24 protein-coding genes are annotated in these 22,406 nt (G+C 63.4%); 17 read left to right on the forward strand and 7 right to left on the reverse strand.

Annotation, left to right across the window (positions count from 1 at the left end; translation table 11 throughout):
• Positions 1–74 precede the first annotated feature (74 nt).
• From leuD to leuC, 3 genes are all read right to left on the reverse strand, one after another.
• A complete protein-coding gene (gene leuD, locus BOO69_RS00825; protein ID WP_071973568.1) occupies positions 75–680 on the reverse strand; it encodes a 3-isopropylmalate dehydratase small subunit in 606 nt (201 codons plus the stop codon).
• A gap of 91 nt (positions 681–771) precedes the next feature.
• Complete coding sequence (locus BOO69_RS00830) at positions 772–1,293, reverse strand: HdeD family acid-resistance protein (protein ID WP_071969430.1); 522 nt, start codon at positions 1,291–1,293, stop codon at positions 772–774.
• Between the two features lie 59 nt (positions 1,294–1,352).
• Complete coding sequence (leuC, locus tag BOO69_RS00835) at positions 1,353–2,756, reverse strand: 3-isopropylmalate dehydratase large subunit (RefSeq protein ID WP_071969432.1); 1,404 nt, start codon at positions 2,754–2,756, stop codon at positions 1,353–1,355.
• Between the two features lie 303 nt (positions 2,757–3,059).
• Here leuC and BOO69_RS00840 point away from each other — a divergent pair, with 303 nt between their 5' ends.
• From BOO69_RS00840 to rlmH, 4 genes are all read left to right on the forward strand, one after another.
• On the forward strand, positions 3,060–4,412 hold the full coding sequence (locus tag BOO69_RS00840; RefSeq protein ID WP_071969435.1) for a mechanosensitive ion channel family protein: 1,353 nt from the start codon (positions 3,060–3,062) through the stop codon (positions 4,410–4,412).
• Positions 4,413–4,565: 153 nt separating this feature from the next.
• The gene (locus BOO69_RS00845) at positions 4,566–5,237 is read left to right on the forward strand and encodes an FAD-binding oxidoreductase (protein WP_071969437.1); all 672 of its coding nucleotides are present in this window, start codon (positions 4,566–4,568) and stop codon (positions 5,235–5,237) included.
• A 154-nt stretch (positions 5,238–5,391) separates the two neighbouring features.
• Positions 5,392–5,757: a ribosome silencing factor gene (gene rsfS / locus BOO69_RS00850; protein WP_071973569.1), complete on the forward strand. Its 366-nt coding sequence runs from the start codon at positions 5,392–5,394 to the stop codon at positions 5,755–5,757.
• A 16-nt stretch (positions 5,758–5,773) separates the two neighbouring features.
• Complete coding sequence (rlmH, locus tag BOO69_RS00855; protein WP_071969439.1) at positions 5,774–6,244, forward strand: 23S rRNA (pseudouridine(1915)-N(3))-methyltransferase RlmH; 471 nt, start codon at positions 5,774–5,776, stop codon at positions 6,242–6,244.
• Positions 6,245–6,265: 21 nt separating this feature from the next.
• Here rlmH and BOO69_RS00860 read toward each other — a convergent pair whose 3' ends face one another.
• Together BOO69_RS00860 and BOO69_RS00865 are read right to left on the reverse strand one after the other, a co-directional pair.
• The gene (locus tag BOO69_RS00860) at positions 6,266–6,619 is read right to left on the reverse strand and encodes a hypothetical protein (RefSeq protein ID WP_172839477.1); all 354 of its coding nucleotides are present in this window, start codon (positions 6,617–6,619) and stop codon (positions 6,266–6,268) included.
• 43 nt (positions 6,620–6,662) lie between these two features.
• Positions 6,663–7,355 (reverse strand): DUF599 domain-containing protein, encoded by a 693-nt coding sequence (locus tag BOO69_RS00865; protein WP_071969441.1) that lies wholly within the window; start codon positions 7,353–7,355, stop codon positions 6,663–6,665.
• A gap of 78 nt (positions 7,356–7,433) precedes the next feature.
• Between BOO69_RS00865 and BOO69_RS00870 the strand changes: the two genes are divergently transcribed.
• The 6 genes from BOO69_RS00870 to BOO69_RS00895 all read left to right on the forward strand — a co-directional run bounded on the left by BOO69_RS00870 (position 7,434) and on the right by BOO69_RS00895 (position 13,307).
• Positions 7,434–8,882: an FAD-linked oxidase C-terminal domain-containing protein gene (locus BOO69_RS00870; protein WP_071969443.1), complete on the forward strand. Its 1,449-nt coding sequence runs from the start codon at positions 7,434–7,436 to the stop codon at positions 8,880–8,882.
• Between the two features lie 31 nt (positions 8,883–8,913).
• The gene (locus BOO69_RS00875) at positions 8,914–10,023 is read left to right on the forward strand and encodes an FAD-binding protein (protein ID WP_071973571.1); all 1,110 of its coding nucleotides are present in this window, start codon (positions 8,914–8,916) and stop codon (positions 10,021–10,023) included.
• Positions 10,020–10,379 (forward strand): hypothetical protein, encoded by a 360-nt coding sequence (locus BOO69_RS00880; RefSeq protein WP_071969445.1) that lies wholly within the window; start codon positions 10,020–10,022, stop codon positions 10,377–10,379. Before BOO69_RS00875 ends, BOO69_RS00880 begins: the two co-directional genes overlap by 4 nt.
• Positions 10,380–10,410: 31 nt before the next feature.
• Positions 10,411–11,805 (forward strand): glycolate oxidase subunit GlcF, encoded by a 1,395-nt coding sequence (gene glcF, locus BOO69_RS00885; protein ID WP_071969447.1) that lies wholly within the window; start codon positions 10,411–10,413, stop codon positions 11,803–11,805.
• Positions 11,806–11,892: 87 nt separating this feature from the next.
• Positions 11,893–12,690: a trypsin-like serine peptidase gene (locus BOO69_RS00890; protein WP_418361304.1), complete on the forward strand. Its 798-nt coding sequence runs from the start codon at positions 11,893–11,895 to the stop codon at positions 12,688–12,690.
• Between the two features lie 146 nt (positions 12,691–12,836).
• On the forward strand, positions 12,837–13,307 hold the full coding sequence (locus BOO69_RS00895) for an Hsp20 family protein (RefSeq protein ID WP_071969451.1): 471 nt from the start codon (positions 12,837–12,839) through the stop codon (positions 13,305–13,307).
• Positions 13,308–13,501: 194 nt separating this feature from the next.
• Here the strand turns inward: BOO69_RS00895 and BOO69_RS00900 are convergent, their stop codons facing one another.
• Positions 13,502–13,948 (reverse strand): hypothetical protein, encoded by a 447-nt coding sequence (locus BOO69_RS00900; RefSeq protein ID WP_071969453.1) that lies wholly within the window; start codon positions 13,946–13,948, stop codon positions 13,502–13,504.
• Positions 13,949–14,213: 265 nt separating this feature from the next.
• On the opposite strand from BOO69_RS00900, the gene BOO69_RS00905 reads away from it, so the two are divergent.
• Complete coding sequence (locus BOO69_RS00905; RefSeq protein WP_071969455.1) at positions 14,214–14,981, forward strand: lysozyme family protein; 768 nt, start codon at positions 14,214–14,216, stop codon at positions 14,979–14,981.
• 53 nt (positions 14,982–15,034) lie between these two features.
• Here the strand turns inward: BOO69_RS00905 and BOO69_RS00910 are convergent, their stop codons facing one another.
• The gene (locus BOO69_RS00910; RefSeq protein WP_071969457.1) at positions 15,035–16,510 is read right to left on the reverse strand and encodes an NAD-dependent succinate-semialdehyde dehydrogenase; all 1,476 of its coding nucleotides are present in this window, start codon (positions 16,508–16,510) and stop codon (positions 15,035–15,037) included.
• Positions 16,511–16,607: 97 nt separating this feature from the next.
• Between BOO69_RS00910 and BOO69_RS00915 the strand changes: the two genes are divergently transcribed.
• The 6 genes from BOO69_RS00915 to BOO69_RS00940 all read left to right on the forward strand — a co-directional run bounded on the left by BOO69_RS00915 (position 16,608) and on the right by BOO69_RS00940 (position 22,406).
• Entirely contained in the window at positions 16,608–17,399 is a 792-nt protein-coding gene (locus tag BOO69_RS00915; protein WP_071969464.1) for an alpha/beta hydrolase, read from the forward strand.
• Positions 17,396–18,664 (forward strand): MFS transporter, encoded by a 1,269-nt coding sequence (locus BOO69_RS00920; RefSeq protein WP_156874835.1) that lies wholly within the window; start codon positions 17,396–17,398, stop codon positions 18,662–18,664. The genes BOO69_RS00915 and BOO69_RS00920 overlap by 4 nt, the downstream gene beginning before the upstream one ends.
• 86 nt (positions 18,665–18,750) lie before the next feature.
• Positions 18,751–19,848 carry a histidine kinase dimerization/phosphoacceptor domain -containing protein gene (locus BOO69_RS00925; RefSeq protein WP_071969468.1) on the forward strand — a complete coding sequence of 366 codons (1,098 nt, stop codon included), beginning with the start codon at positions 18,751–18,753 and terminating at the stop codon, positions 19,846–19,848.
• 126 nt (positions 19,849–19,974) lie between these two features.
• Entirely contained in the window at positions 19,975–21,051 is a 1,077-nt protein-coding gene (locus BOO69_RS00930; RefSeq protein ID WP_071969470.1) for a coiled-coil domain-containing protein, read from the forward strand.
• The gene (locus BOO69_RS00935; RefSeq protein ID WP_071969472.1) at positions 21,041–21,292 is read left to right on the forward strand and encodes a hypothetical protein; all 252 of its coding nucleotides are present in this window, start codon (positions 21,041–21,043) and stop codon (positions 21,290–21,292) included. Before BOO69_RS00930 ends, BOO69_RS00935 begins: the two co-directional genes overlap by 11 nt.
• Positions 21,285–22,406, forward strand: coding sequence for a hypothetical protein (locus BOO69_RS00940; RefSeq protein ID WP_071969474.1), 1,122 nt, complete (start codon positions 21,285–21,287; stop codon positions 22,404–22,406). Before BOO69_RS00935 ends, BOO69_RS00940 begins: the two co-directional genes overlap by 8 nt.

Here is a 22,406-nt window from a genome sequence, read left to right on the forward strand (position 1 = left end):
GACGCCACATCTTGTGGGCGTGAGTGTCACGCCCACAACTGGAGTGAAACCGCCGTTCAGGCGATCGGGGGCATTCAGACCCACGGACGGCTTTGTGCGGCCGCTTTTTCAAAGCTGTCGATCGCAGCGGCCTTTTCCATCGTCAGGCCGATATCGTCGAGACCGTTCATCAGGCAGTGCTTCTGGAAGGAATCGATCTCGAAGCTGATCACTTCGCCGTCCGACGTCGTCACGGTCTGGGCCTCGAGGTCCACCGTCATGCGCGCGTTCGCACCCTTCTCGGCGTCCTTCATCAGAACGTCCACCTTATCCTGTGGCAGCGCGATCGGCAGGATGCCGTTCTTGAAGCAGTTGTTGTAGAAGATGTCGGCGAAAGACGGGGCGATCACGCAGCGGATGCCGAAATCCTTGATCGCCCACGGGGCGTGCTCCCGGCTGGAACCGCAGCCGAAGTTGTCGCCGGCTACCAGAATCTCCGCATCGCGATATTGCGGCTTGTTCAGAACGAAGTCGGGCAGTTCATTGCCGTCGTCGTCGTACCGCATCTCGAAGAAGAGGTTCACGCCAAGGCCGGATCTCTTGATCGTCTTGAGGAACTGCTTGGGAATGATCATGTCGGTATCGACGTTGATCAAGGGCAACGGTGCGGCGATGCCGGTAAGAGTGTCGAATTTGTCCATCTCGATGAACTCCTGAATGAGAACCACCTTGCCGGGTGGCCGTTTGGGAAAAGGCACCGCCACCGAGGCGGTGCCGAAAGATCGTATGCGGTCAGGACTGGCGGTTGCGCAGCAGCAGGCCGACGGCTGCGAAACCGACGCCGTCCATCACCAGCTGGATCCCGAGCAGCAGGCCAAGAACCTGGGTCGCCAGAGACTGGAAGTCGGAGAAGATCACGACGCCGACCAGCAGGGATGCAGCGCCCGAGAGCATGAGCGGCACGAAAGCGGAGGTGCCACGCCCCGCGCGGCTGGCCCAGATGATGCGGGCGATCCCCGAGATCACGAAGCCGACGCCGACCACGATGGCAAGTGACACCGTGCCCTCGAGCGGGTTGGCCAGCAGCCAGACGCCCACCACCAGGGTCATCAGCGCGATGATCCAGTTCAGCGCGCCGTCGAAGCCTGTACCGGCCCGGAACAGCAGCCAAAGTTGCAGGATCCCGCCCAGCAGAAAGAATATGCCGACAAGCGTGGTCACCGCGATCGACGCGGCCAGCGGGTTCGCGATGGCCAGTATGCCCCCGATCACCAGCAGGGCGCCCAGAAGAACGAGTGTAAGCCAGGTTTTCATGACATCTCCTCTCGAGTGTCCGAAGGTGCCGGTGGGTTACGGCGCCGGCACCTCCTTGGTTACATCATCGTCCTGACGTCTGTCAGCTTGCCCGTGATGGCGGCGGCGGCGGCCATCGCCGGGCTCATCAGGTGGGTGCGCCCGCCGCGGCCCTGCCGGCCTTCGAAGTTGCGGTTCGACGTGGCCGCACAGCGTTCGCCGGGCGAAAGCTGATCCGGGTTCATCGCGAGGCACATGGAACAGCCCGCAAGCCGCCATTCGAAGCCGGCCTCCTTGAAGATGTCGGCCAGTCCTTCCTCTTCGGCCTGCGCCCGGACCAGACCGGACCCCGGCACGATCATCGCGCGCATGCCTTCCTTGATCTTCTTGCCCTTGAGGATCGCGGCGGCAGCGCGCAGATCCTCGATCCGTCCGTTGGTGCAGGAGCCGATGAAGACGGTGTCGATCTCGACGTCGGTCAATGGCTTGCCGGATGTCAGGCCCATGTATTCGAGCGACCGTTTGGCCGCCCCCACCTTGCCGCCGGAGAAATCTTCGGGTGCGGGGATGTTTGCGGTGATCGGCAGCACATCCTCGGGCGAGGTGCCCCAGGTGACGACCGGCGCGATGTCCTCGCCCTTGAGCGTGATGACCTTGTCCCAGTGGGCGTCATCGTCGGAGTAGAGGGTCTTCCACCACTCCATCGCGGCTTCCCACTGCGCGCCTTTCGGGGCGTGGGGCCGACCCTTGCAGTATTCGAAGGTCTTTTCGTCGGGGGCGATCAGGCCCGCGCGCGCGCCGCCCTCGATCGCCATGTTGCAGACGGTCATCCGGCCTTCCATGGAAAGATCGCGGATCGCTTCGCCGCAGTACTCGATCACGTAGCCGGTGCCGCCCGCCGTGCCGGTGGCGCCGATCACGCTGAGGGTGATATCCTTGGCCGTGACGCCCGGCGCCAGCTTGCCGGTGATCTCGACCTTCATGTTCTTCGACTTCTTCTGGATCAGGGTCTGCGTGGCCAGCACGTGTTCAACCTCGGACGTGCCGATGCCGTGGGCCAGTGCCCCGAAGGCCCCGTGGGTTGCCGTGTGGCTGTCACCGCAGACAACGGTCATGCCGGGCAGGGTCCAGCCCTGTTCCGGGCCGATGATGTGGACGATGCCCTGCCGGACATCGTTGACCGGGTAATAGTTCAGCCCGAATTCCCGCGCGTTGCGGTCAAGCGCCTCGACCTGGATGCGGGATTCCTCGTTTTCGATCTTCGCATCGCGGTCGCCGGTCGTGGGGACGTTGTGATCCGGCACGGCGATCGTCTTTTCAGGTGCGCGCACCTTGCGGTCGGTCATCCGCAGGCCCTCGAACGCCTGGGGCGAGGTCACCTCGTGAACGAGGTGGCGATCGATATAAAGAAGGCAGGTGCCGTCGTCGGCCTCGTGGGCGACATGGGCATCCCAGATTTTGTCATAAAGTGTCTTGGGGGACATTGGTCCTCTCCCGTGGTTTTGATGTGGAACAGATGGATCGGCCGCAAGAGCGCGGTCCGCGCGGCCTTATAGGCGGGCGAGCACGGTGTGCGTCGCGCCGAAAAAGCGTTCACGCAGGCGGGCGCGGTCGGTTTGATCGAAGACCTGTGTCATGGGCATGGGGATAAGCCACCGCGCAGATTCCCGCAAGGTACCTCTTGAGCCCTCCTGGCGGGGCACAGAGGGGGCAAACCGGATGCGCCGGATCGTTGCGGGGGTCGGGGGAATGTGCAAGCATCGCCTTGCCCCACAGCGAGGTCGTACATGGACAGATCCACAGATCCCTTTGCAGATTTCCTGATTTCGCTGGAAGGCATCTGGATCAACGCGATGGCTTTCCTGTCCGGGGTGATCCAGCCCGGATGGCGGCAGAACCAGGTCCTGATCGTGCTGGGTCTGGCGCTGGTCGCGTGGATGCTGCACCGGGTCAGCGACAAGGCAATCCGGAACTGGGTCCGGTCGCGGCAGGGGTGGGCCAAGTGGCAACTGCGCGTCGTCGTGCAGGTCCGCCGCAGGATGGGGCTGATCTGGTTCGCCCTGATGGCCTACATCGTGTACGAGGTGATGCAGAGCGTCACCTGGCCATCCCGATCCTACCTCGTTGGCCTCGCCGCCACGCTTGCGATCGTCTGGGTCGGCATCGCGTTCGCCGCGCAGCTGGTCCGGAACCGCCCTTTGCGGCGGATCGTGATCTGGTCGCTGTGGATCTACGCGACACTGTATTTCCTCAACATCTCGGACGATGTGGCGTCGTTCCTCGACGGCCTGGCCATCGAGATCGGCGAATTCCGCCTTTCGGTGCTGACGCTCATCACCGCGTCGGTCGTGATCGGCGCGCTGTTCACGGTGGCGCGGCTGGTCAGCCAGGCCACGGCAAGCACGATCCGCAAGAACGAGGAAATCAGCCCGTCGATGCAGGTGCTGGCGGTCAAGGGCGTGCAGCTGGCGCTCTACGGCTTCGCCTTCTTCATGGGTGTCAAGGCGGTCGGTATCGACCTGACCGGCCTCGCCGTGCTGTCGGGTGCCATCGGTGTGGGTCTCGGCTTCGGCCTGCAGAAGGTCGTGTCGAACCTCGTGTCCGGGGTCATTATCCTGATCGACAAGTCGATCAAACCCGGCGACGTGATCTCGCTGGGGGAGACCTTTGGCTGGATCCAGACGCTGGGCGCGCGCTATGCCTCCGTCGTGACGCGGGACGGCAAGGAGTATCTGATCCCGAACGAGGACCTGATTACCGGGCAGGTGGTGAACTGGTCTCATTCCAACGATTTCGTGCGGCTCGATATCTACTTCGGCACGGCCTACTCGGACGACCCTCACAAGGTCCGCAAGCTGGCGATTGAGGCGGCCTCGGGCGTTGACAGGGTCCTGAGCTTCAAGGCGCCTGTCTGCCATATCGTCGGCTTCGGCGACAGTTCGGTGGACTACATTCTCCGGTTCTGGATCAGGGATCCCACCGGCGGGCTGACCAATATCCGAGGAAACGTGTATCTGGCGCTTTGGGACGCCTTCAAGGAAAACGACATTTCGATCCCCTTCCCGCAGCGCGAGGTGCTGATGCTTCAGGACAGCAAGCTTGCCGTGTCACGCGGCGCGAGGAAGTCGACGGAGGACTGAACGGGCTGGCGGTGGCCGCAGCAATCCGCAGATTGCCGGTCTCCTGCGGCTGGGGATCGATCTTGTTCGCGGGAACGTTTCGCGCATCTGCCATCAGCGGCACGGAACCAGACCTGTCAGCGGCGTGTTGCAATCTCCAAAGGAGAGTTTCACATGGCCGACCGCATCATCCTCAAGGATCTGAAACCCGTCACGCATGACACGCACCATTATACCTTTTCCCGGCCCGAGGGCCTGTCGTTTGAGCCCGGACAGGCGGCGGAGCTTGCCATCGACCGGGACGAATGGCGCGACGAGGGCCGTCCGTTCACGTTTGTCTCGCAGCCCGAAGACGACGATATCGAGTTCGTCATCAAGTCCTACCCCGACCACGACGGCGTGACGGAAAAGCTTGCCCAGCTCAAGCCGGGCGCGGAGCTGACGCTCGATGGCCCGTTCGGCGCCATTACCGATCACGGCCCCGGCACCTTTATCGCGGCGGGGGCGGGGATCACGCCGTTCATCTCCATCCTGCGAAAGCATCGCCGCGAGGGGACAATGGACGGCTGCACGCTCCTGTTCGCCAACAAGACCGAGGCCGACATCATCCTGCGTGGCGAATGGGAGGCGATGAAGGGGCTACGGGCCGAGTTCATCCTGTCGGACGAAAAGGTCGACGGACTGCACCATGGCAAGATCGACAAGAGCATCCTTGAAGAGTTGGTGACCGATTTCGATCAGACCTTCTACCTCTGCGGCCCGCAGGAATTCGTCGACGATGTCCGCGACGCGCTGAAGGATCTGGGCGCCAAGGAAAGCAGCATCGTCACGGAAGAAGGCTGGTAAATGCCGAGGTGCCCCCGTTGTCATTGAATTGTAATCCCCGGATTGCTATTTTGATGATACCCGGCACCGGGGGCTACGGTGCATTGCAAAGGAGGACGATGTCCTGTCAACCCAAGCCAACGCAGCCTTGGCTGCGCACCCTGAGGTCGCCGTCATGACAACGGTTGCCGATATGGCCACGAGCGATGCCGTGCTGGCCACCATTCTCAAATCCCTCGAAGACGACAAGGCCGAAGACATCGTGCAGATCGATCTGCGCGGCAAGACGGCAATCGGCGATCACATGGTGATCTGCTCCGGCCGGTCCACCCGGCAGGTATCCTCGATTGCGGAAAAGCTTGCCCAGCGGATCAAGGACGAATTCGGCCACACGCCGAAGATGGAAGGCAAGGACGTCGGGGATTGGGTGCTGATCGACACGGGCGACGTGATCGTGCACGTGTTCCGGCCCGAAGTACGAGACTTCTACCAGCTGGAAAAGATGTGGCTGGCTGGCGCCGAGGCCTCCGCACAGAACTGAATCGGTCGCAGGCCCCATGCGAATACACATCTGTGCCGTCGGGCGCCTGCGCAACGGGTCCGAAAAGGACCTCTTGGAAGACTACCTGAGCCGTTTCGACCGGACTGGCCGGGGCATCGGACTGGGACCGGTCCAGATGATCGAAGTGGATGATCGCAAGGGCGGGGGCATGGTGGCCGAAGCGGCGCTTCTGGAGAAGGCTTTGCCAAAGGGCGCTATCGTTTGCGCCCTAGACGAACGCGGCACCGTCGAAACCTCACCGAAATTTGCGCAGCGGCTTGCCGCGTGGCGCGACGGCGGTACCGGGGATCTCGCATTCATCATCGGCGGCGCGGATGGCATTGCCGCCGATCTGCGCGCCAGGTCGGATCATGCGCTGTCGTTTGGCAAGATGGTCTGGCCGCACATGCTGGTCAGGGTCATGTTGTCGGAGCAATTGTATCGCGCCGCCTCGATCCTCTCCGGCGGCCCCTATCACCGCGCTTGACGGGGAAGAGGCGCGCAAGGATCAGCGGAGCTTGATCCGCTTGATCTCGGGCGACCAGCCATTGACGTTGTCGCGCGCCTGAATACCGATCTCGGTCACGCCTTCCGGAATCTTCACCCCTGACAGGGACCGCGTGAAAGGCTGTTCGTTCACGTGCGGGTGGGCAAGGTTGCGCATGCCCAGTTCCTTGCCCTCTCCATCAAGGATGCGCCATGCGTCGGCATAGTCGTCCCAGCCGGTGTCGTCGTGCCGAATCGTCACGTCGAAGTCCCAGCTGTCGCCGACCTTCTTCATGTTCACGTTTTTCACGACAGGGGGGTCTGCCAGCACGGGCGTTGCGGCAAGAGCTATGGCAAGAATGGAGCGTTTCAGCATGGGACTCACCTTGGGAGGACAGGAGCGCATATATTTACCACAACTACTTTTCCAAGAGTATCCCCCGAGAGTGGGAGGCGAATTCCCGTCGCCAGATCACCAGGAGTGTGACAATTGCACCACCGATCAGCGGCAGCGCCCCGCCCAGCCATGCGACGCTGGCGAGGCTGAAGTAGACCGAGCGCAGCCCGCGGTTGAAGCTGCGCGCCGCGAAGACATTGATCTCGGCGGCCTTGCGCGCCAGTTTCGGTGCCTCGGGATCGGTCGGGTCATTGGGCACCGCGGCCATCAGGACGGAACAGTATCCGAAGAGACGGTTCGACCAGATGAACTTCAGGAATGCGTTCGCCAGAAAGAAGACGACGAGAAGCAGTTTGATTTCCCAGATGAAAACGGGCTGTCGTGCCATCGTCAGATCCTGCGCGACGCTGGCCAGCCGTTCCGCATTGCCGATCAGGGCGAGCGTACCGCCGATGGCGATGACACAGGTGGAGGCGAGAAAGGAAGAACCCTGTCTGAGTGTGCCCATGGTCTGTGCATCGAAGATGCGCGGGTCACGCTGGACCATCTCGCGCATCCACTTTCGCCGGTAGTCCGCCATCAGGACAGACACCGACGGGCGTGACGCCGACGGGTTCTCGATCCGCCAGCCCAGCAGAAGCCACAGAATCAGGATTGTCGCCACCGCCGCGTAATCCAGCGGGTCAAACAGGGAAAGGCGGTCGATCCAGTTCATGCGATCTTCATAGCCAACGGATTAGAGTTGCCATAGGGACAAATTGGTCATATTAGTTTACCAAAAGGGAGCGACGTGATGGAGATGCCGACACCGGATGCTGCGGTCCTGGCCCGCAAGGCCGAAGTGGTCGCGCGTCTGCACGAGGTGCTGCCGCAAGATGCGGTCATCGACGACCCGCACGAGACACGCGCCTACGAATGCGATGCACTGACGGCCTACAAGTGCGCGCCGATGGCGGTTGTCCTGCCATCCACCACGGCCGAAGTGTCCGCTGTGCTGCGCATCTGCCACGAGGCAGACGTCCCGGTCGTGCCGCGCGGTTCAGGCACATCGCTTGCAGGTGGCGCGCTGCCCACCGCCGATTGCGTGGTTCTCGGTGTCGCCCGGATGAACGCGGTCATCGAAACCGATTACGTCAACAGACTGATCCGCGTACAGACAGGCCGCACCAACCTCAGCGTGACCGGCGCCGTCGAGGCGGACGGTTTCTTCTATGCGCCCGACCCGTCGAGCCAGCTGGCCTGTGCCATCGCGGGCAACATCGCGATGAACTCCGGCGGGGCGCATTGCCTGAAATACGGCGTGACCACGAACAACCTGCTGGGCGTTACCTTGGTGATGATGGACGGTGAGGTGATCGAGATCGGCGGCGGCCACCTCGATGCAGGGGGAGTGGACCTGTTGGGTCTGATCTGCGGCTCCGAAGGGCAGCTTGGGGTCGTTACCGAAGCGACATTGCGCATCCTCCCCAAGCCCGAGGGCGCGCGCCCGGTTCTCATGGGTTTCGATGACAATACCGTGGCGGGTGCCTGCGTGTCCGACATCATCAAGGCCGGCGTGCTGCCCGTGGCGATCGAATTCATGGACCGCCCTTGCATCGAGGCGACCGAAGCCTTTGCCAAGGCGGGTTATCCCATGTGCGAGGCACTGCTGATCGTGGAGGTCGAAGGATCGGATGCCGAGATCGACCACCAGTTGTCGCTGATCACGGAAATCGCCCGCCGGCACAACCCGGTCGAACTGCGGGAAAGCACCTCGCCGGAGGAATCCGCCAAGATCTGGCTCGGGCGCAAATCCGCGTTCGGCGCCATGGGGCAGATCAACGATTACATGTGTCTTGACGGGACGATCCCGGTCTCCGCTCTGCCCGACGTCCTGCGGCGTATCGGCGAGATGAGTGCGGAATACGGTTTGAAGGTGGGCAACGTCTTTCACGCGGGGGACGGGAACATGCATCCACTGATCCTGTTCGATGCGAACAAGCCCGGCGACCTCGAACTGTGCGAGGCCTTTGGCGCGGAAATTCTCAAGTTGTGCGTGGAAGTGGGTGGATGCCTGACGGGCGAGCACGGAGTGGGCATCGAAAAGCGCGACCTGATGCATGTGCAGTACACGCCGGATGATCTGGAGGCGCAGATGGCCATCAAGGACGTGTTCGATCCTGCTTGGCTGCTGAACCCGGCAAAGGTCTTTCCGTTGGACGTGTCGGGGCCGCGCCGCGCTGCAAGGCTGGCGGCGGAATGATTGCGCCTCTTTCGGACCGGAGAAAGGGATGATGCAGATCAGCTCCGAGGGGGAACTGAGCGCTGCCGTTGCCGGGGCGACAGAACCGCTGTCGATCCGTGGCGGCGGTACCCGTGACATGGCCGGCGCGGGCACGCCGCTCAGTGTCGCCGGATTGTCCGGCATCAGCCTCTACGAGCCCGGTGCGCTGACACTGGTCGCGCAGGCGGGCACTCCCGTCTCGCTCATCGAGCAGACCCTGGCGGAGCGAAATCAAAGGCTCGCGTTTGAACCGATGGATCACAGGGCGCTTCTGGGCACGACCGGTGAGCCGACGATCGGCGGTATCTTTGCCGCGAATGTCGGCGGTCCGCGCCGGTTGGCGGTGGGTGCGGCACGGGATTTCCTGCTGGGGGTCCGCATCGTCGACGGCCGTGGGACGGTGATCAAGAACGGTGGCCGGGTGATGAAGAACGTGACCGGCTACGACCTGGTAAAGCTGATGGCGGGCTCCTTCGGCAGGCTCGGCGTGCTGACGGAAGTCTCGCTGAAGGTGCTGCCCCGCCCGGAAACGGAAGCGACGCTGGTGCTGGACGGACTGGAGGACACCGCCGCCGTCGCCGCATTGTGCCGGGCAATGGGAAGCCCCTTCGAGGTGACGGGCGCGGCGCATTACCCTGCCAGCAGCCAGACCTTTCTGCGGCTGGAGGGCTTTGAAGCGTCGGTCAAGTACCGCCTTGAAAGGCTGCGCGACATGCTGGCGCATCCGGACACTCGGCTGCTGGAAGCCCCGGACTCGGCGAGGACATGGGCCAATCTGCGGGATGTGCGCCCGTTTCAGGGTCTGCCGGGCGACGTCTGGAGAGTATCCTGCAAACCTTCCGAGGGGCCGGAGGTGGCTGAACGCAGCGGGGCGGAATCGCATTATTTCGATTGGTCCGGGGGGCTGATCTGGATCCTCACCCGGCCGGGCGATGATCTGCGCGCGAGGCTGGGTGCCTTCGACGGTCATGCCACCCTGATCCGGGCGGATGAGATCACCAAGCTGCGGCTGGGGCGTTTCCAGCCCGAGAAGCCCGGTGTCGCACGCCTCGCGGCGGGACTGCGGGCAAAGTTCGACCCGAAGAACATTTTCGGGCCCGGTGAAAGGGCGGCATCATGACCTGGCTCGTCGGTACATTCCTGCTTCTCTTCGTCGGTGGGCCGCTGGTATTCCGGGCATTGACCCGGCCCGCGCCGTCACGCGGCGCAATGCAGTCGGTTGCGGTCTTTGCATTGGTCTGCGCGCTTTTCGGATTCGGGCTGAGGTTCGGCCTTGCCGGTTCGTCCGGCCTGCAAAGCCTGTTCTGCCTGCTGGCGCTTTGGCTCTCCTGGATCGGTGTGCTGGCGTTGGCCACCTTGGCCGTGCGTCGGGTCGATCGCGGGCCGGCGATGCGCCGCTGGTCCGCGGTGCTGGGTGCCGCGACAACGACGGTGCCATGGTTCGGCCTCGTCTCGGCGCAGATGATGGCCGGTTGAACCTGCGGCAAGAAATCGGAACGGAACAGTCATGCAGACCACCTTTACCCCCGGCCAGCTTGAAGACCCGGAGATCGCGCGCAGCAACGAGATCCTGCGCGCCTGCGTCCATTGCGGGTTCTGCACGGCCACTTGCCCGACCTACCAGGTGCTGGGCGACGAGCTCGACAGCCCGCGGGGGCGCATCTACCTCATCAAGGACATGCTGGAAAACGAGCGTGTGCCGGATGAAAAGACGGTCAAGCACATCGACCGCTGCCTGTCCTGCCTCGCCTGCATGACGACCTGCCCTTCCGGCGTGCACTACATGCACCTCGTCGATCACGCCCGCAGCTACATCGAACAGAGGTACAGGCGACCGATGGGGGACCGTGTGTTGCGCTGGGTTCTCGCGCGGATACTGCCCTATCCGATGCGGTTCCGGCTTGCCTTGCTGGGCGCAAAGATCGGCCGGCCCTTCGCCCGGCTGATGCCGGATGCCCGGTTGCGCGCGATGCTGGAAATGGCACCAAAGACAATTCCGCCCGTCAGCCGCAATGACGACCCGCAGTCGTTCCCGGCCAGTGGCAGTCCGCGCAAGCGGGTCGCGCTGATGACAGGGTGCGCGCAAAAGGCGCTGAACACCGACATCAACGATGCCACCATCCGCCTGTTGACGCGGTTGGGGTGCGAGGTTGTCGTGGCCGCGGGGGCGGGGTGTTGCGGCGCGCTCACGCACCACATGGGAAAGACCGGTGAAAGCCACCGGGCCGCCGCCGCCAACATCCGTGCCTGGATTTCCGAAATGGACGGGGACGGTCTGGACGCCATCGTGATCAACACGTCCGGTTGTGGCACGACCGTCAAGGATTACGGCCACATGTTCCGGAACGACCCGCTGGCAGAGGACGCCGCGCGTGTGGCCGCCATCGCCATGGACATCTCTGAGGTGCTGGTGGACCTGTCCGGCAGCGACGGCGGGGATGCGGCTGACCGGCCGGCGAAGGACAGGATCGCGGGAACCGACGCGCGTCGGCGCGACCCGACCCATCCAGCTGCCGGTATGACGGTTGCCTACCATGCTGCCTGTTCCCTTCAGCATGGTCAGCAGGTCAAGACCTACCCGAAGGATCTCCTCAAGGCGGCGGGGTTTACCGTGGTCGAACCCGCGGACGCTCACCTTTGCTGCGGATCGGCGGGCACGTACAACCTGATGCAGCCGGAAATCTCGAAAAAGCTGAAGGATCGCAAGGTCCGCACGCTGGAGGCACGGGCGCCGGATGTGATTGCGGCGGGGAACATCGGCTGCATGATGCAGATCGGCTCCGCCGCATCGGTACCCGTCGTTCATACGGTCGAATTGCTCGACTGGGCGTGGGGCGGCCCCAAGCCCCCGGCGCTGCGCGAGAACCTGCCTGACGTGACGGAAATCCCCCGGCTTCGCTAGGCGCGCTGCCCCATTTTTGCCGCAAGTTGTCGATAGTGAGGCGGCACTGCTCAAATCCGGGAGTTTTTCGTGCGGCGTTGGATGGCAATGACTTTGATGGTGCTCGTCACCTGCTCTTCGGCTTTTGCGCAGGATGCCCGTCTGAAGCGTCTGGATTCGGGCGATGACGCCGCCGCCTGGGAAGCAGTCGGCCGGCTTGATATTGCGGGCGCGGGGTTCTGCACGGGCACCCTCATCGCGCCTCGGCTGGTGCTGACGGCGGCTCACTGCCTTTTCGACCGGGATACGAAACAGCAGGTGGACCACGGCAAGGTGCGTTTTCTCGCCGGATGGCGGAACGGGCGCGCCGGTGCCTACCGGGACGTCCGCCGGGCCGTCGTGCACCCTGACTACGTCTATGACGGCCTGGTGTCGTCGGAGCGTGTCCGCAACGATCTTGCCCTGCTGGAACTGCAGCGTCCGATCAACAATACGACCATCAAGCCTTTCGGGACCGCCGCCCGCCCGCGCCCCGGCGATTCAGTCGGCGTCGTCAGCTATGCCAAGGACAGGTCCGAAGCGCCGTCGCTGCAGGAAGTCTGCAAGGTGATCGCGCAGCAGGAAGGGGTGCTGGTCACTTCCTGTTCGGTCGATTTCGGATCGAGCGGCGCACCGATCTTCTCGCTCGAGAACGGTGAGGCGCACGTGGTTTCGGTGGTATCTGCAAAGGCGGAAGTGGACGGCGAGACCGTGTCGCTTGGCACCTCCCTGTCAACCCCGCTGGCGTTGTTGCAGGCCGAACTGGTTGCCGGAAAGGGGGTCTTTTCTTCAAGCGACGGCGGCAGCAAGAGCCTGATGGCCGGTGAGCGCAGCACCGGCACGGGCGCGAAATTCGTGCGCCCCTGAACAACGATCAGGGGTCTTGAAACCCCACCGGCCCATTCCCACATCTGCAGCACCGGGACGCCTAGTCAGGGTTCCGGCACTCAACAACGGGTTTGTCCGATGATGGAAAGCCCGAAACGTTAATCGCTCTAAGATGAGGATGACACATGCGTACTTTCGATTTTGCACCGCTCTACCGTTCCAGCGTCGGTTTCGACCAGATCGCCAACATGATGGACCGGGTTCTGAGCAATGATGGGTCCACTCCCAGCTATCCCCCGTACAACATCGAGAAACTTGACGATGACAGCTATCGCATTTCGATCGCCGTCGCAGGCTTCTCGAACGATGACCTGAGCGTCGAGGTGCGCGAGAAGGCGCTGATCGTCTCGGCCCGCAAGGCGGACGAAGACGAAGGCAAGACCTATCTGCACCGCGGCATCGCCACGCGCGCTTTCGAACGCCGCTTCCACCTTGCCGACCATGTCCATGTTACGGGCGCCGCGCACTCCAACGGCATGCTGCACATCGAGCTTGAGCGGCAGGTTCCCGAGGCGCTGAAGCCGCGCCAGATCCAGATCGCATCCGACACCAAGGCGATCGAAAAGGACGTCGTCGACGCGAAATCCGTCAACTGAAGCGGGCCGGTTCGAACCGGTCTGCCAGTTGAACGGCGAGCGGTCTGAACCTCCCCCCAAGACAGACCGTGCCCGGAGCAGCAATGCTCCGGGTTTTTTTGTGGGCGGCGATCCATTCAATAAAAAAGGGGCCGGTCCCGAGGTAGGGACCGGCCCCGGACAGCCGAGGCAGTCTTGGGGTCAAACCGGGGGAATCAGTTTGTCTGCGTCTCGGTGCCCATCCCAGTGCCGCCGCCCAGCTGTTGCCGGACTGCGGCGGCGAATTCCTGTTCCGTGACCTGCAATTCCAGTTCACCTTCCGCGTTCAGCCGGTCCGGGCTCTGGATCGCGACCCGTCCGCCCTCGACCTCGTATGCGTCGGCCAGTGCGATCTCATAGCGGTTGGTCCCGTCTTCGAGGGTTGTCATCGTCTGGATCTGCCCGATGACGGCATCGTCCGACGTGACGGCGACAGCCGTACCGTTTTCGATGGCTTCCGCCGACGCCATGTCCTCTGCCGGAGCGTCCGGCGCGGCCTGCGTGACCGGCGTTTCGGGTTCCGGTGACGTCTCCGGCGCCTCTTGCGCCATGAGCGGCATGGCGAATGCGGCGGCAAGCGCCGTGGAGCCGACAAGGGTACGTGTGGTTTTCGAGAAGGTCATCGTTTTTCCTTTCAGTCGCGTTGGCTTTGAACTGGCAGAAGTGCTGCCGGTCGTGGTGCCCAACACCGACATGGGCACGATGTTTCGACCCTGCCAAGCACTCGGCGTCGTTCTGCCCAGATCGGGGTGCTTCGGCGGCGCTTTGCTGGCAAGGCCGGACCGGAGGGGCCCCAAGGGGCTTGAATTCCGGTGAGCTGAAGGGAACGGGTTACGGAATCTTAGGCGGAGGATGGCAGGGTACCGGTCTTTTCTTGCCGGAGCCGAAATGCGCCTGACCGTTCCCGTCCTCCTTGCCGCGTTGAGCGGCCTGCCTCTGGCGACCGCGGGCCTGGCGGAGAGCAGCTCGTTGTTCGTGCCGGGAATATGGGGGGGTGCGGCGGCCGGTCTCATTTCGGTGCGCGCGCCGGACCATACCGATGGCGGTTCCAGCCTGTTCGCAGGCCGCGCGCCCCGGGGATTGTTCGCACAGCCGCCCGTGGCACCGCCGGGCAAGCCGCGGGCCGCGCCGATGACGGCTGGGTCCGACGTTCAAATCATCAGGGCGCTGATCGAGGAGGCGGAATCGCGCCGTGACGGGTACGACGCGGTCCAGCACGGCGCGCGGATCAGACCTCCCCGGCGGCCGACACAGATGAGCCTGGCCGAAATCTACCAGTGGATCGAGGAAACGCCGGGACAACCCCACGCCATCGGGCGATACCAGTTCATCCCGGCCACCCTGCGCCGTGTTGCGGGCAAGCTGGGTGTCGCACCTCGGGCGCGATTCTCCGCCGGGCTGCAGGACAGGCTGGCGGACGTCCTGCTGGCCGAGGCGGGATTGCAGTCGTTTCGAGAAGGGGAGTTGGGCCGCGTCGACTTCATGAACAACCTGGCGAAGATCTGGGCCGGTTTGCCCAATGCATCGGGCCGGTCGCATTATCACGGTCACGCGGGAAACCGTGCGTCGATCACATGGGAGCGGTTCGAGGCGGAGATGAGGCGGATCGACCCGGCGGTCGCCCTGGCACAGGCCGGGACCGCCCCCTCACCCTAACCCTCTCCCCCGCGGGGGAGAGGGGATGTGTTGCGCCCTTTGCGGGCGGTGGGTCAGACGGACATGCAGATGTATTTCATCTCGAGGTAGTCCTCGATGCCGTGATGGCTGCCTTCACGGCCGAGACCCGATTGCTTCACGCCGCCAAAGGGCGCGACCTCGGTCGAGATGATCCCGGTGTTGACCCCGACGATGCCGTATTCCAGCGCCTCGGCCACCTTGTAGACCCGGCTCAGATCCTTGGCGTAGAAGTAGGAGGCAAGGCCGAAGATGGTGTCGTTCGCCATTTCGATCACGTCGTCGACATCGTCGAATTTGAACAGCGGGGCAAGCGGACCGAAGGTTTCCTCCTTGGACACCTTCATGTCCTGGGTGACGCCGGTGATGATGGTGGGGGCGAGGAAATTGCCTTCCATCTTCTCTTCCTTGGAGCCCAGGATGATCTCGGCCCCTTTCGAGACCGCGTCTTCCACGTGTTCCTTGACCTTTTCGCTGGCATCGCCGTTGATCAGCGGGCCGAGTTCCACGCCTTCACCGAAGCCGTCTCCGACCTTCATCTTGCTGACGCGCGCCTTCAGTTTCTCGGCGAAGGCATCGTAGACGCCGGATTGCACGTAGATGCGGTTGGCGCAGACGCAGGTCTGGCCGTTGTTGCGGAACTTGCACATGATCGCGCCTTCGACCGCCGCGTCGAGGTCCGCGTCGTCGAAGACGATGAAGGGTGCGTTGCCGCCGAGTTCCATGGAACATTTCATCACCTGGTCCGCCGCCTGGCGCAGCAGGATCCGCCCCACTTCGGTGGAGCCGGTGAAGGTCAGCTTGCGGACCGCGGGGTTCTCGCAGAATTCCTTGCCTGCCTCGGAGGAGGAGGACGTCGGCACCACGTTGAACACGCCAGCCGGAATGCCGGCACGTTCGGCCAGCACGCCCATGACGATGGCGCTGAGCGGCGTTTCCGTGGCGGGGCGCGCCACGAAGGCGCATCCTGCGGCCAGTGCCGGCGCGGCCTTGCGGGTAATCATCGCGTTGGGGAAGTTCCAGGGCGTGATCGAGGCGGCGACGCCGATCGGCTGCTTGATGACGGTGATGCGCTTGTCGCGCTGGTGGCCGGGGATCGTCTCGCCGTAGATGCGCTTGGCTTCCTCGCCGAAGAATTCGATGAACGAGGCGCCGTAGGCGATTTCGCCTTTGGCCTCGGCCAGCGGCTTGCCCTGTTCGGCCGTCAGGATCGTGCCGAGGTCGTCCTGATTTTCCATCATCAGGTCGAACCACTTGCGCAGGACTGCCGCGCGCTCCTTGCCGGTCCAGGCGGCCCATTCCTTCTGCGCCTTCTCGGCCTGCGCGATGGCGCCGGCGATCTGGGCGCGGCTGAGGTTCGCGATCTTCGCGATCACGTCGCCGCGGGCGGGATTGGTCACGTCGAAGGTGCCATCGTCGCCATCGACCCACTTGCCGCCGATGTAGGCACGGGTTTCCAGCAGGGAGGGATCCTTGAGCATGGATTTCAGATCGGTCTTGTCGTCGGTCATGTATCTCGTCTCCGCTTTTGTCTGTGGCACCCAAAGCAACATTGGCTATGATTGTCCAGTTCCCGTTTGTTTCGGGCCGCTACCCAAAGGACCATATATGACGCAGTTTGACGACGCCTACGACAATTCCGGCCACATCGAGGGCGCCGAGACCTTTCCGCCGACCTGGGAAAAGGCGGCTGCCGCGTTTCGCCGGGATCTGGGTGCGCGGGCGCAGACGGGCGTGTCCTATGGACCGTCGGACCGGCAGGCATTCGACTTCTTCCAGCCGGAAGGCGTGGCGCGCGGGACCGTCATCTTCGTGCACGGCGGCTACTGGAAGGCGCTGGATCGCAGCTACTGGTCGCATCTGGCGGCAGGGCCTCTCGCGCGGGGCTGGGCGGTGGCGATGCCCTCCTACGATCTGTGTCCGGACGTGCGGATCAGCGACATCACCACCCAGATCGCCGCCGCGGTGACCGAGATTTCCCGCCGCACCTTCGGCCCGATCTCGCTTGCCGGGCATTCGGCCGGGGGGCACCTCGTGTGCCGGATGATGGATCCGCTGGTGCTGCCGGCCGAGGTGCGCGACCGGATCCGGAACATCGTTCCGATCTCGGCCGTAGCGAACCTCGCACCGCTGATGCAGACGTCGATGAACGACATCCTGCGCATCGACACGGCGGAAGCCCAATCGGAAAGCCCCGTCAACATGAGCCCGCCGCACGGCGTGAACGTGACCGTCTGGGTCGGCGCCGAGGAGCGGCCGGCGTTTCTGGAACAGTCGGAGCATCTGTCCCGCGTCTGGGGGGCACGGCAGACGGTCGTCGAGGGCAAGCATCACTTCGACGTCATCGATGCGCTGGCGGACCCGGAAAGCGACATGGTGCGGGCGCTTCTGGGCGGGTGAACGTAGCGCGCGCCAGCCCGATGGGGCGCAATGTCGCGCTCTATCCCTGGTTCAAGTTCTGCCAGAACCTTCTGTTCTGGCAGGCGATCTGGTTCCTTTATTTCCAGGCGGAACTGTCGGCGGCTCAGGCCCTGGCCCTTTACGCGGTCTACGACGTGGCCACGACCCTGCTTGAGGTGCCGTCTGGTTACCTCTCGGACCGCCTTGGCCGTCGCAGGACACTTCAGGCGGCCTCGGTCATGGGGGCTGCGGGCGCGGGGCTGATCGCGGCGGGAAACGGTTTCGTGATCTTTGCTCTCGGACAGGTCTGCCTGGGTGCGGCGGCGTCCTTCGCCTCCGGGACGGAGAACGCTCTCCTGTACGAATCCCTGCGCGCCGCAGGCCGGGAGAGCGAGATCGAGCGGCAGGAAACCCGCGGCTGGCGGTACACCCTAGTCGCTTTGGCCCTGTCGGCGTTTACCGGCGGTGCGATGGGGCTTGTCAGTTACCCTCTGGCCTTCGCAGCCGCCGCGGTCGCCATGGTCGCCGCGCTTGTGATCGCTTCCCGGTTCGAGGAGCCGCCGCACGAGGTTTCGGAAACCGGGCAGGGGATCGCGGCTCAAGGACGCTTCGTCCGGTCTGCGATCCGCCGGCCCGTGCTGGCCTGGCTCTTCGGGCTTTCGGTGCTGATGTACGGCTTCAGCCATGTGCCGTTCGTCTTCGGACAGCCGTTCATCGCCGAGGCGCTTGGCCGGATCGGCTGGCGGGCCGATGCCGCCCTGGTCAGCGGTGGCGTCTCGGCACTGATGATGCTGGTCTCGGTCGGTGCGACCGTGATGGCGGTGGTCTTGCGCAGGCGCATGGGGTTGCCCGCGATGCTGATGCTCGCCTTCGCCATGCAGATCGGGCTGATCGCGGTTCTGGCCATCACCAACAGCGTGGTGGCCATCGTGTTCCTGTTTCTCCGGATGGTGCCGGATTCCTTTTCGCGGCCCTTCATCGTCGCGCGGATGCAACCCCTGCTTGACGATGGCGGACGCGCGACCTTCCTGTCCTTGCAGAGCTTTGCAGGCCGCCTGCTCTTTGCCGCGACGCTCCTGGTCGCCTCCGCACAGACATCCGGTCCGGGTGAAATGCGATACGCCGATATTCAGGCCAGTCTCACGTGGTACGCCGTGTCCGGGGTTCTGTTTTTGCTGGTCCTGGGCGCCACCGTCCGGGCCGCCGGGGTGGAGCCGATGCGGGGAAGTTTGCCTGACCGGGGGTCAACGGATCATCGGCCTTGACCCGACCTGTCTGTTCCATAATACCGTTGCAGAATTGATTTCCGGGCAAGATCGCATCGGGGTCGCGCGTAAACGAAAGTGCCTGAATGTCAGACAAGCTGATCGACGACGAGGAAATCCGCCTGGCCCTGCTGCGTGGATACAACATCCTCGATACGGCGCCGGAAGAGGGCTTCGACGATATCGCGCGGCTGGCGGGTGCGATCTGCGAGACGCCTATCGCGCTGGTGTCCCTCGTCGAGAAGGAGCGCCAGTGGTTCAAGGCGGTTCAGGGTTTGGATGTCGGCGAAACACCGATCCAGATGAGCATCTGCGCCCACGCGATCCAATCCGGTGATTTCCTCGAGGTTCACGACACCACCAAGGACCCGCGCACGGCGGAAAATCCATTGGTCGTCGGGGACGAGAGCATCAGGTTCTATGCCGGCGCGCTGCTCAAGAACGAAGAGGGCGTGGCGGTGGGGACGCTTTGCGTGCTGGATCGAAAGCCGCGCACGCTGAACGACATGCAGCGAAAGACGCTCAAGATCCTTGCCAACCAGGTGATGCGCCATCTTGAGCTGCGCGAGGCGCTGGGCGCCGCCGAAATGCTGCGCCGTGAAGTCGACCACAGGGTCAAGAATTCGCTGCAATCGCTGGAGGCGTTGATCCGCATCCAGACCCGGTCGGTGAAAACCGATGAGGCTCGCGAAGCGCTGGAGGCGGTGCAGGGGCGGCTCGCAATGGTCAGCAACCTGCACGAGGCGCTGTACCTGTCGGATGCGGGCGCCATGGTGAACCTTTCGACCTTCCTCAACCGGGTGGTGCAAACCGCGTCGGGGCAGATGCCCGAAGGTATCATCGTCCGCCACGAAGTGGCCCCGTGCAAGCTGGAATCCCGTGCCGCTTCCTCGGTCGGCATGGTCGTGAACGAAGCTATCGCCAACGCGTCGAAATACGCTTTCGAAGGACGCGACAAGGGGGCTTTCGACATCGTTGGCAAGGTCGATGGCGACGATTACGTCCTGACCTGTGCGGACGACGGGGGCGCGACCGATACGCAGACCGGCGGTGTGCAGACGATCGTCGGAACGGGCCTTGGCATGCGGATCATGCAGGCGGCCGCCCAGCAGCTGGGGGGCGAGCTGAAAGCCGAGGTGGGCGACAAAGGTCACGTCGTGACGCTGCGCTGGCCCCTGAACTGATCCACTCCGCTCTTTTCAAGGGCCGGGGCTTTTGCCAAACTCCGGGAAATTGCCGGTGACAGGCGATGTATGTCGCCATAACATTTCCAGTATTTACTATTAACCAATTGGAGAATGGAGTTTTCGATGCCGAACTTGGAGGCACAGGTCAAGGAATCCCAGTCGCAGGTCGCGCAGGCCCAGTCGAAGATTGCCGAGCTGACCAGCAGGATCGAAACCGCCCGCGCCAAGCTCAAGGCCGGCGACGACGCGATGATCGACATCGAAAACGCGTCGCTTGAAGATGTTCACGCACATACCGACGTGATGAACGCGAATATCGCGGAACTGATCATGGGTCTGGACGATGTGACCGCCGGGTTCAGCCGGGACTTCGACGAGATGCGCAGCAAGACCGGCATGGAGACGTTCATTGGCATTTTTTCCCGTGCCAAGGCCGAAAGCATGCGGCAGGAACGGGTTCGCGCCGCTTCCATCGATGACAAGCTTCAGGATCTGATCAGCAAATCCGACGTGATCGTCAAACTGCTCGAGGGGCAGTTGGCGATGCTGGAGGAACAGAAGGTCAAGGTGGAGAGCAACCTGACCGAGACCCTGGACGAACGCGAGCTGACGGTCGGAGAACTGGAAACGATCCGGGCCGACATCGGGCGCATGGACACCGATATCATCAAGCTGGAGAATGCGATCGCGTCGGAGGCGGACGCGGCCAAGCGCACCAAGCTGGAAACCGAACTGGCCGAGGCGAATGCGAAGTACAACGCGCTTGTACAGGAGGAACAGGTCAAGCTGGCCAAGTCCCAGACGCTTGAGCGCTACATCGAGAAGGGCAAGACCTGGATCGACTCGTTGCAGAACCAGGCGGCGACGCAGATGGTGCTCATCAACAAGCTTCAGACCGATACAAAGCAGCGCGTGGTGCTCTATGACGCGCTGACCAAGTCACTGAAAACCGCGCAGCAACAGGACGTCGCGCACCGGATCAACGAGATCGGCGTGAAGACGGATCAGGAGGCGCAATCGGCCATGGCCGGGATCGGGGCCGCCACCAACGCGCGCATGGCAGAGATGATGGAGAAGCACGAGGATCACATGGTCTTTGCCCGCGAGGTGCTGGAGGCCAAGGCCAAGGCGGATGAGCGTTTCGCGCGACGATTTGCCAAGATCATCGAGAAGCACGACAGCAATCAGTATGGCGGGTAGACCGAAGTCCGAGGTTCCGCTCTGGCCGCTGGGACTGCTTGCGCTGACGGCTCTGCTTTTGTTGGTCAGTCCGCTGATTTCCATACCGCGATGGCTGTTGGTTGCCGTGCTGGTCGTTGGCAGCTTTCTTGCCTTCGCCTTTAAATGGTATTTGATGTTCAAGGCCACGGATCGGTGGGACGTAAAACAAGCCGTGATGCGCAAGCGGGTCATCGACGGATTGAAAAGCAAGGATGACTGACCCAACCCTCGACCACGTCGGCATCACCGACACTTTCGCCAGCCGCCGCTACTTCGCCAAGTTCGAGCGGATCATGCAGCACATGCTGCACGTGGCGGGCGTGATGCAGGCGGAAGGCGCGTTGAACAACGAAGAGATCGCCATCCTTACCCGCTATGCCGCCAAGCTGACGCACAGTTTCCGCGCGCTCGGTTACAAGTACCTGCTGGTCGGGCGTGAGACGGGGCGGTTCTTCGGCTCGTTGACCATGGACAACCGCGACAGCGGCTTTCCGGTGGCGGCAGAGATCATGACCATGGCCAACGACGCGCAGCAGGCGGCCACCCGCCTGCAGAACATGCCCTCGGAGGCGCGCCTGAAGGACGAGATGGTCCAGACCATCCTTGGCGACCGGGAAATTCCGACCAAGCTGCAATTCGCCCTGTCGCAGCGGCTCTATTACGCCGAACTCGCGCGGGGCGACCTTTTCTGGGTGCAGAACGATCCGCAGGCGGCATGGATGGGCAATGTCAGCGAGGGGCGGCGGCGGTTCCGGCTGCACTGGGCTTCGTACGACACGGAGGTAAACCTGCCGGTCATCTACCTGATGGAACTCGAGGATTCGGGTCGCGTCGGTCTGCCCAAGGACGAACGCCGATGGCCCGAGGTGCAGGCGCACCTGAGCGCGCAGGCACTTGGCGGGCTGAAGCTGCTGACCATCGCGCGGGGCTTCGATCAGGATTTCGACGACCTGCACCCCAAGCGGCTGCGCCGGTTCCATCTGGGGCCGATGTACAGCCACGCCTACACCCGCCAGGCCGGCCCCCTGCGGGAGGTGCTGGCGGAGGCGAACGCGCCCGCCGGCCAGGACTGGGCGCTGGTCTGGACCGAGGAAGAACTGGTCAGCGACCGGGTGATCGAAGAGAAATCCGGTTGGTTCTCCACGGTCGAGCGGGAGGTTTTCGCGCTCGATCCCTTCGGTGTGCAGGGTCCGGAGCTGGGCGCCACGCGAATGGAACGCAGCATCATCCTGCCCCAGCGTCCCTATCAGGTGCTGGAAGAGAAACGTCCCCCCGGCTTTGCCTCGGTGCGGAAATACGTGGTCAGCCCTAACGGACGTGTTCTTCGATATTAG

The organism is Sulfitobacter alexandrii, assembly GCF_001886735.1.
Lineage (GTDB): Bacteria > Pseudomonadota > Alphaproteobacteria > Rhodobacterales > Rhodobacteraceae > Sulfitobacter > Sulfitobacter alexandrii.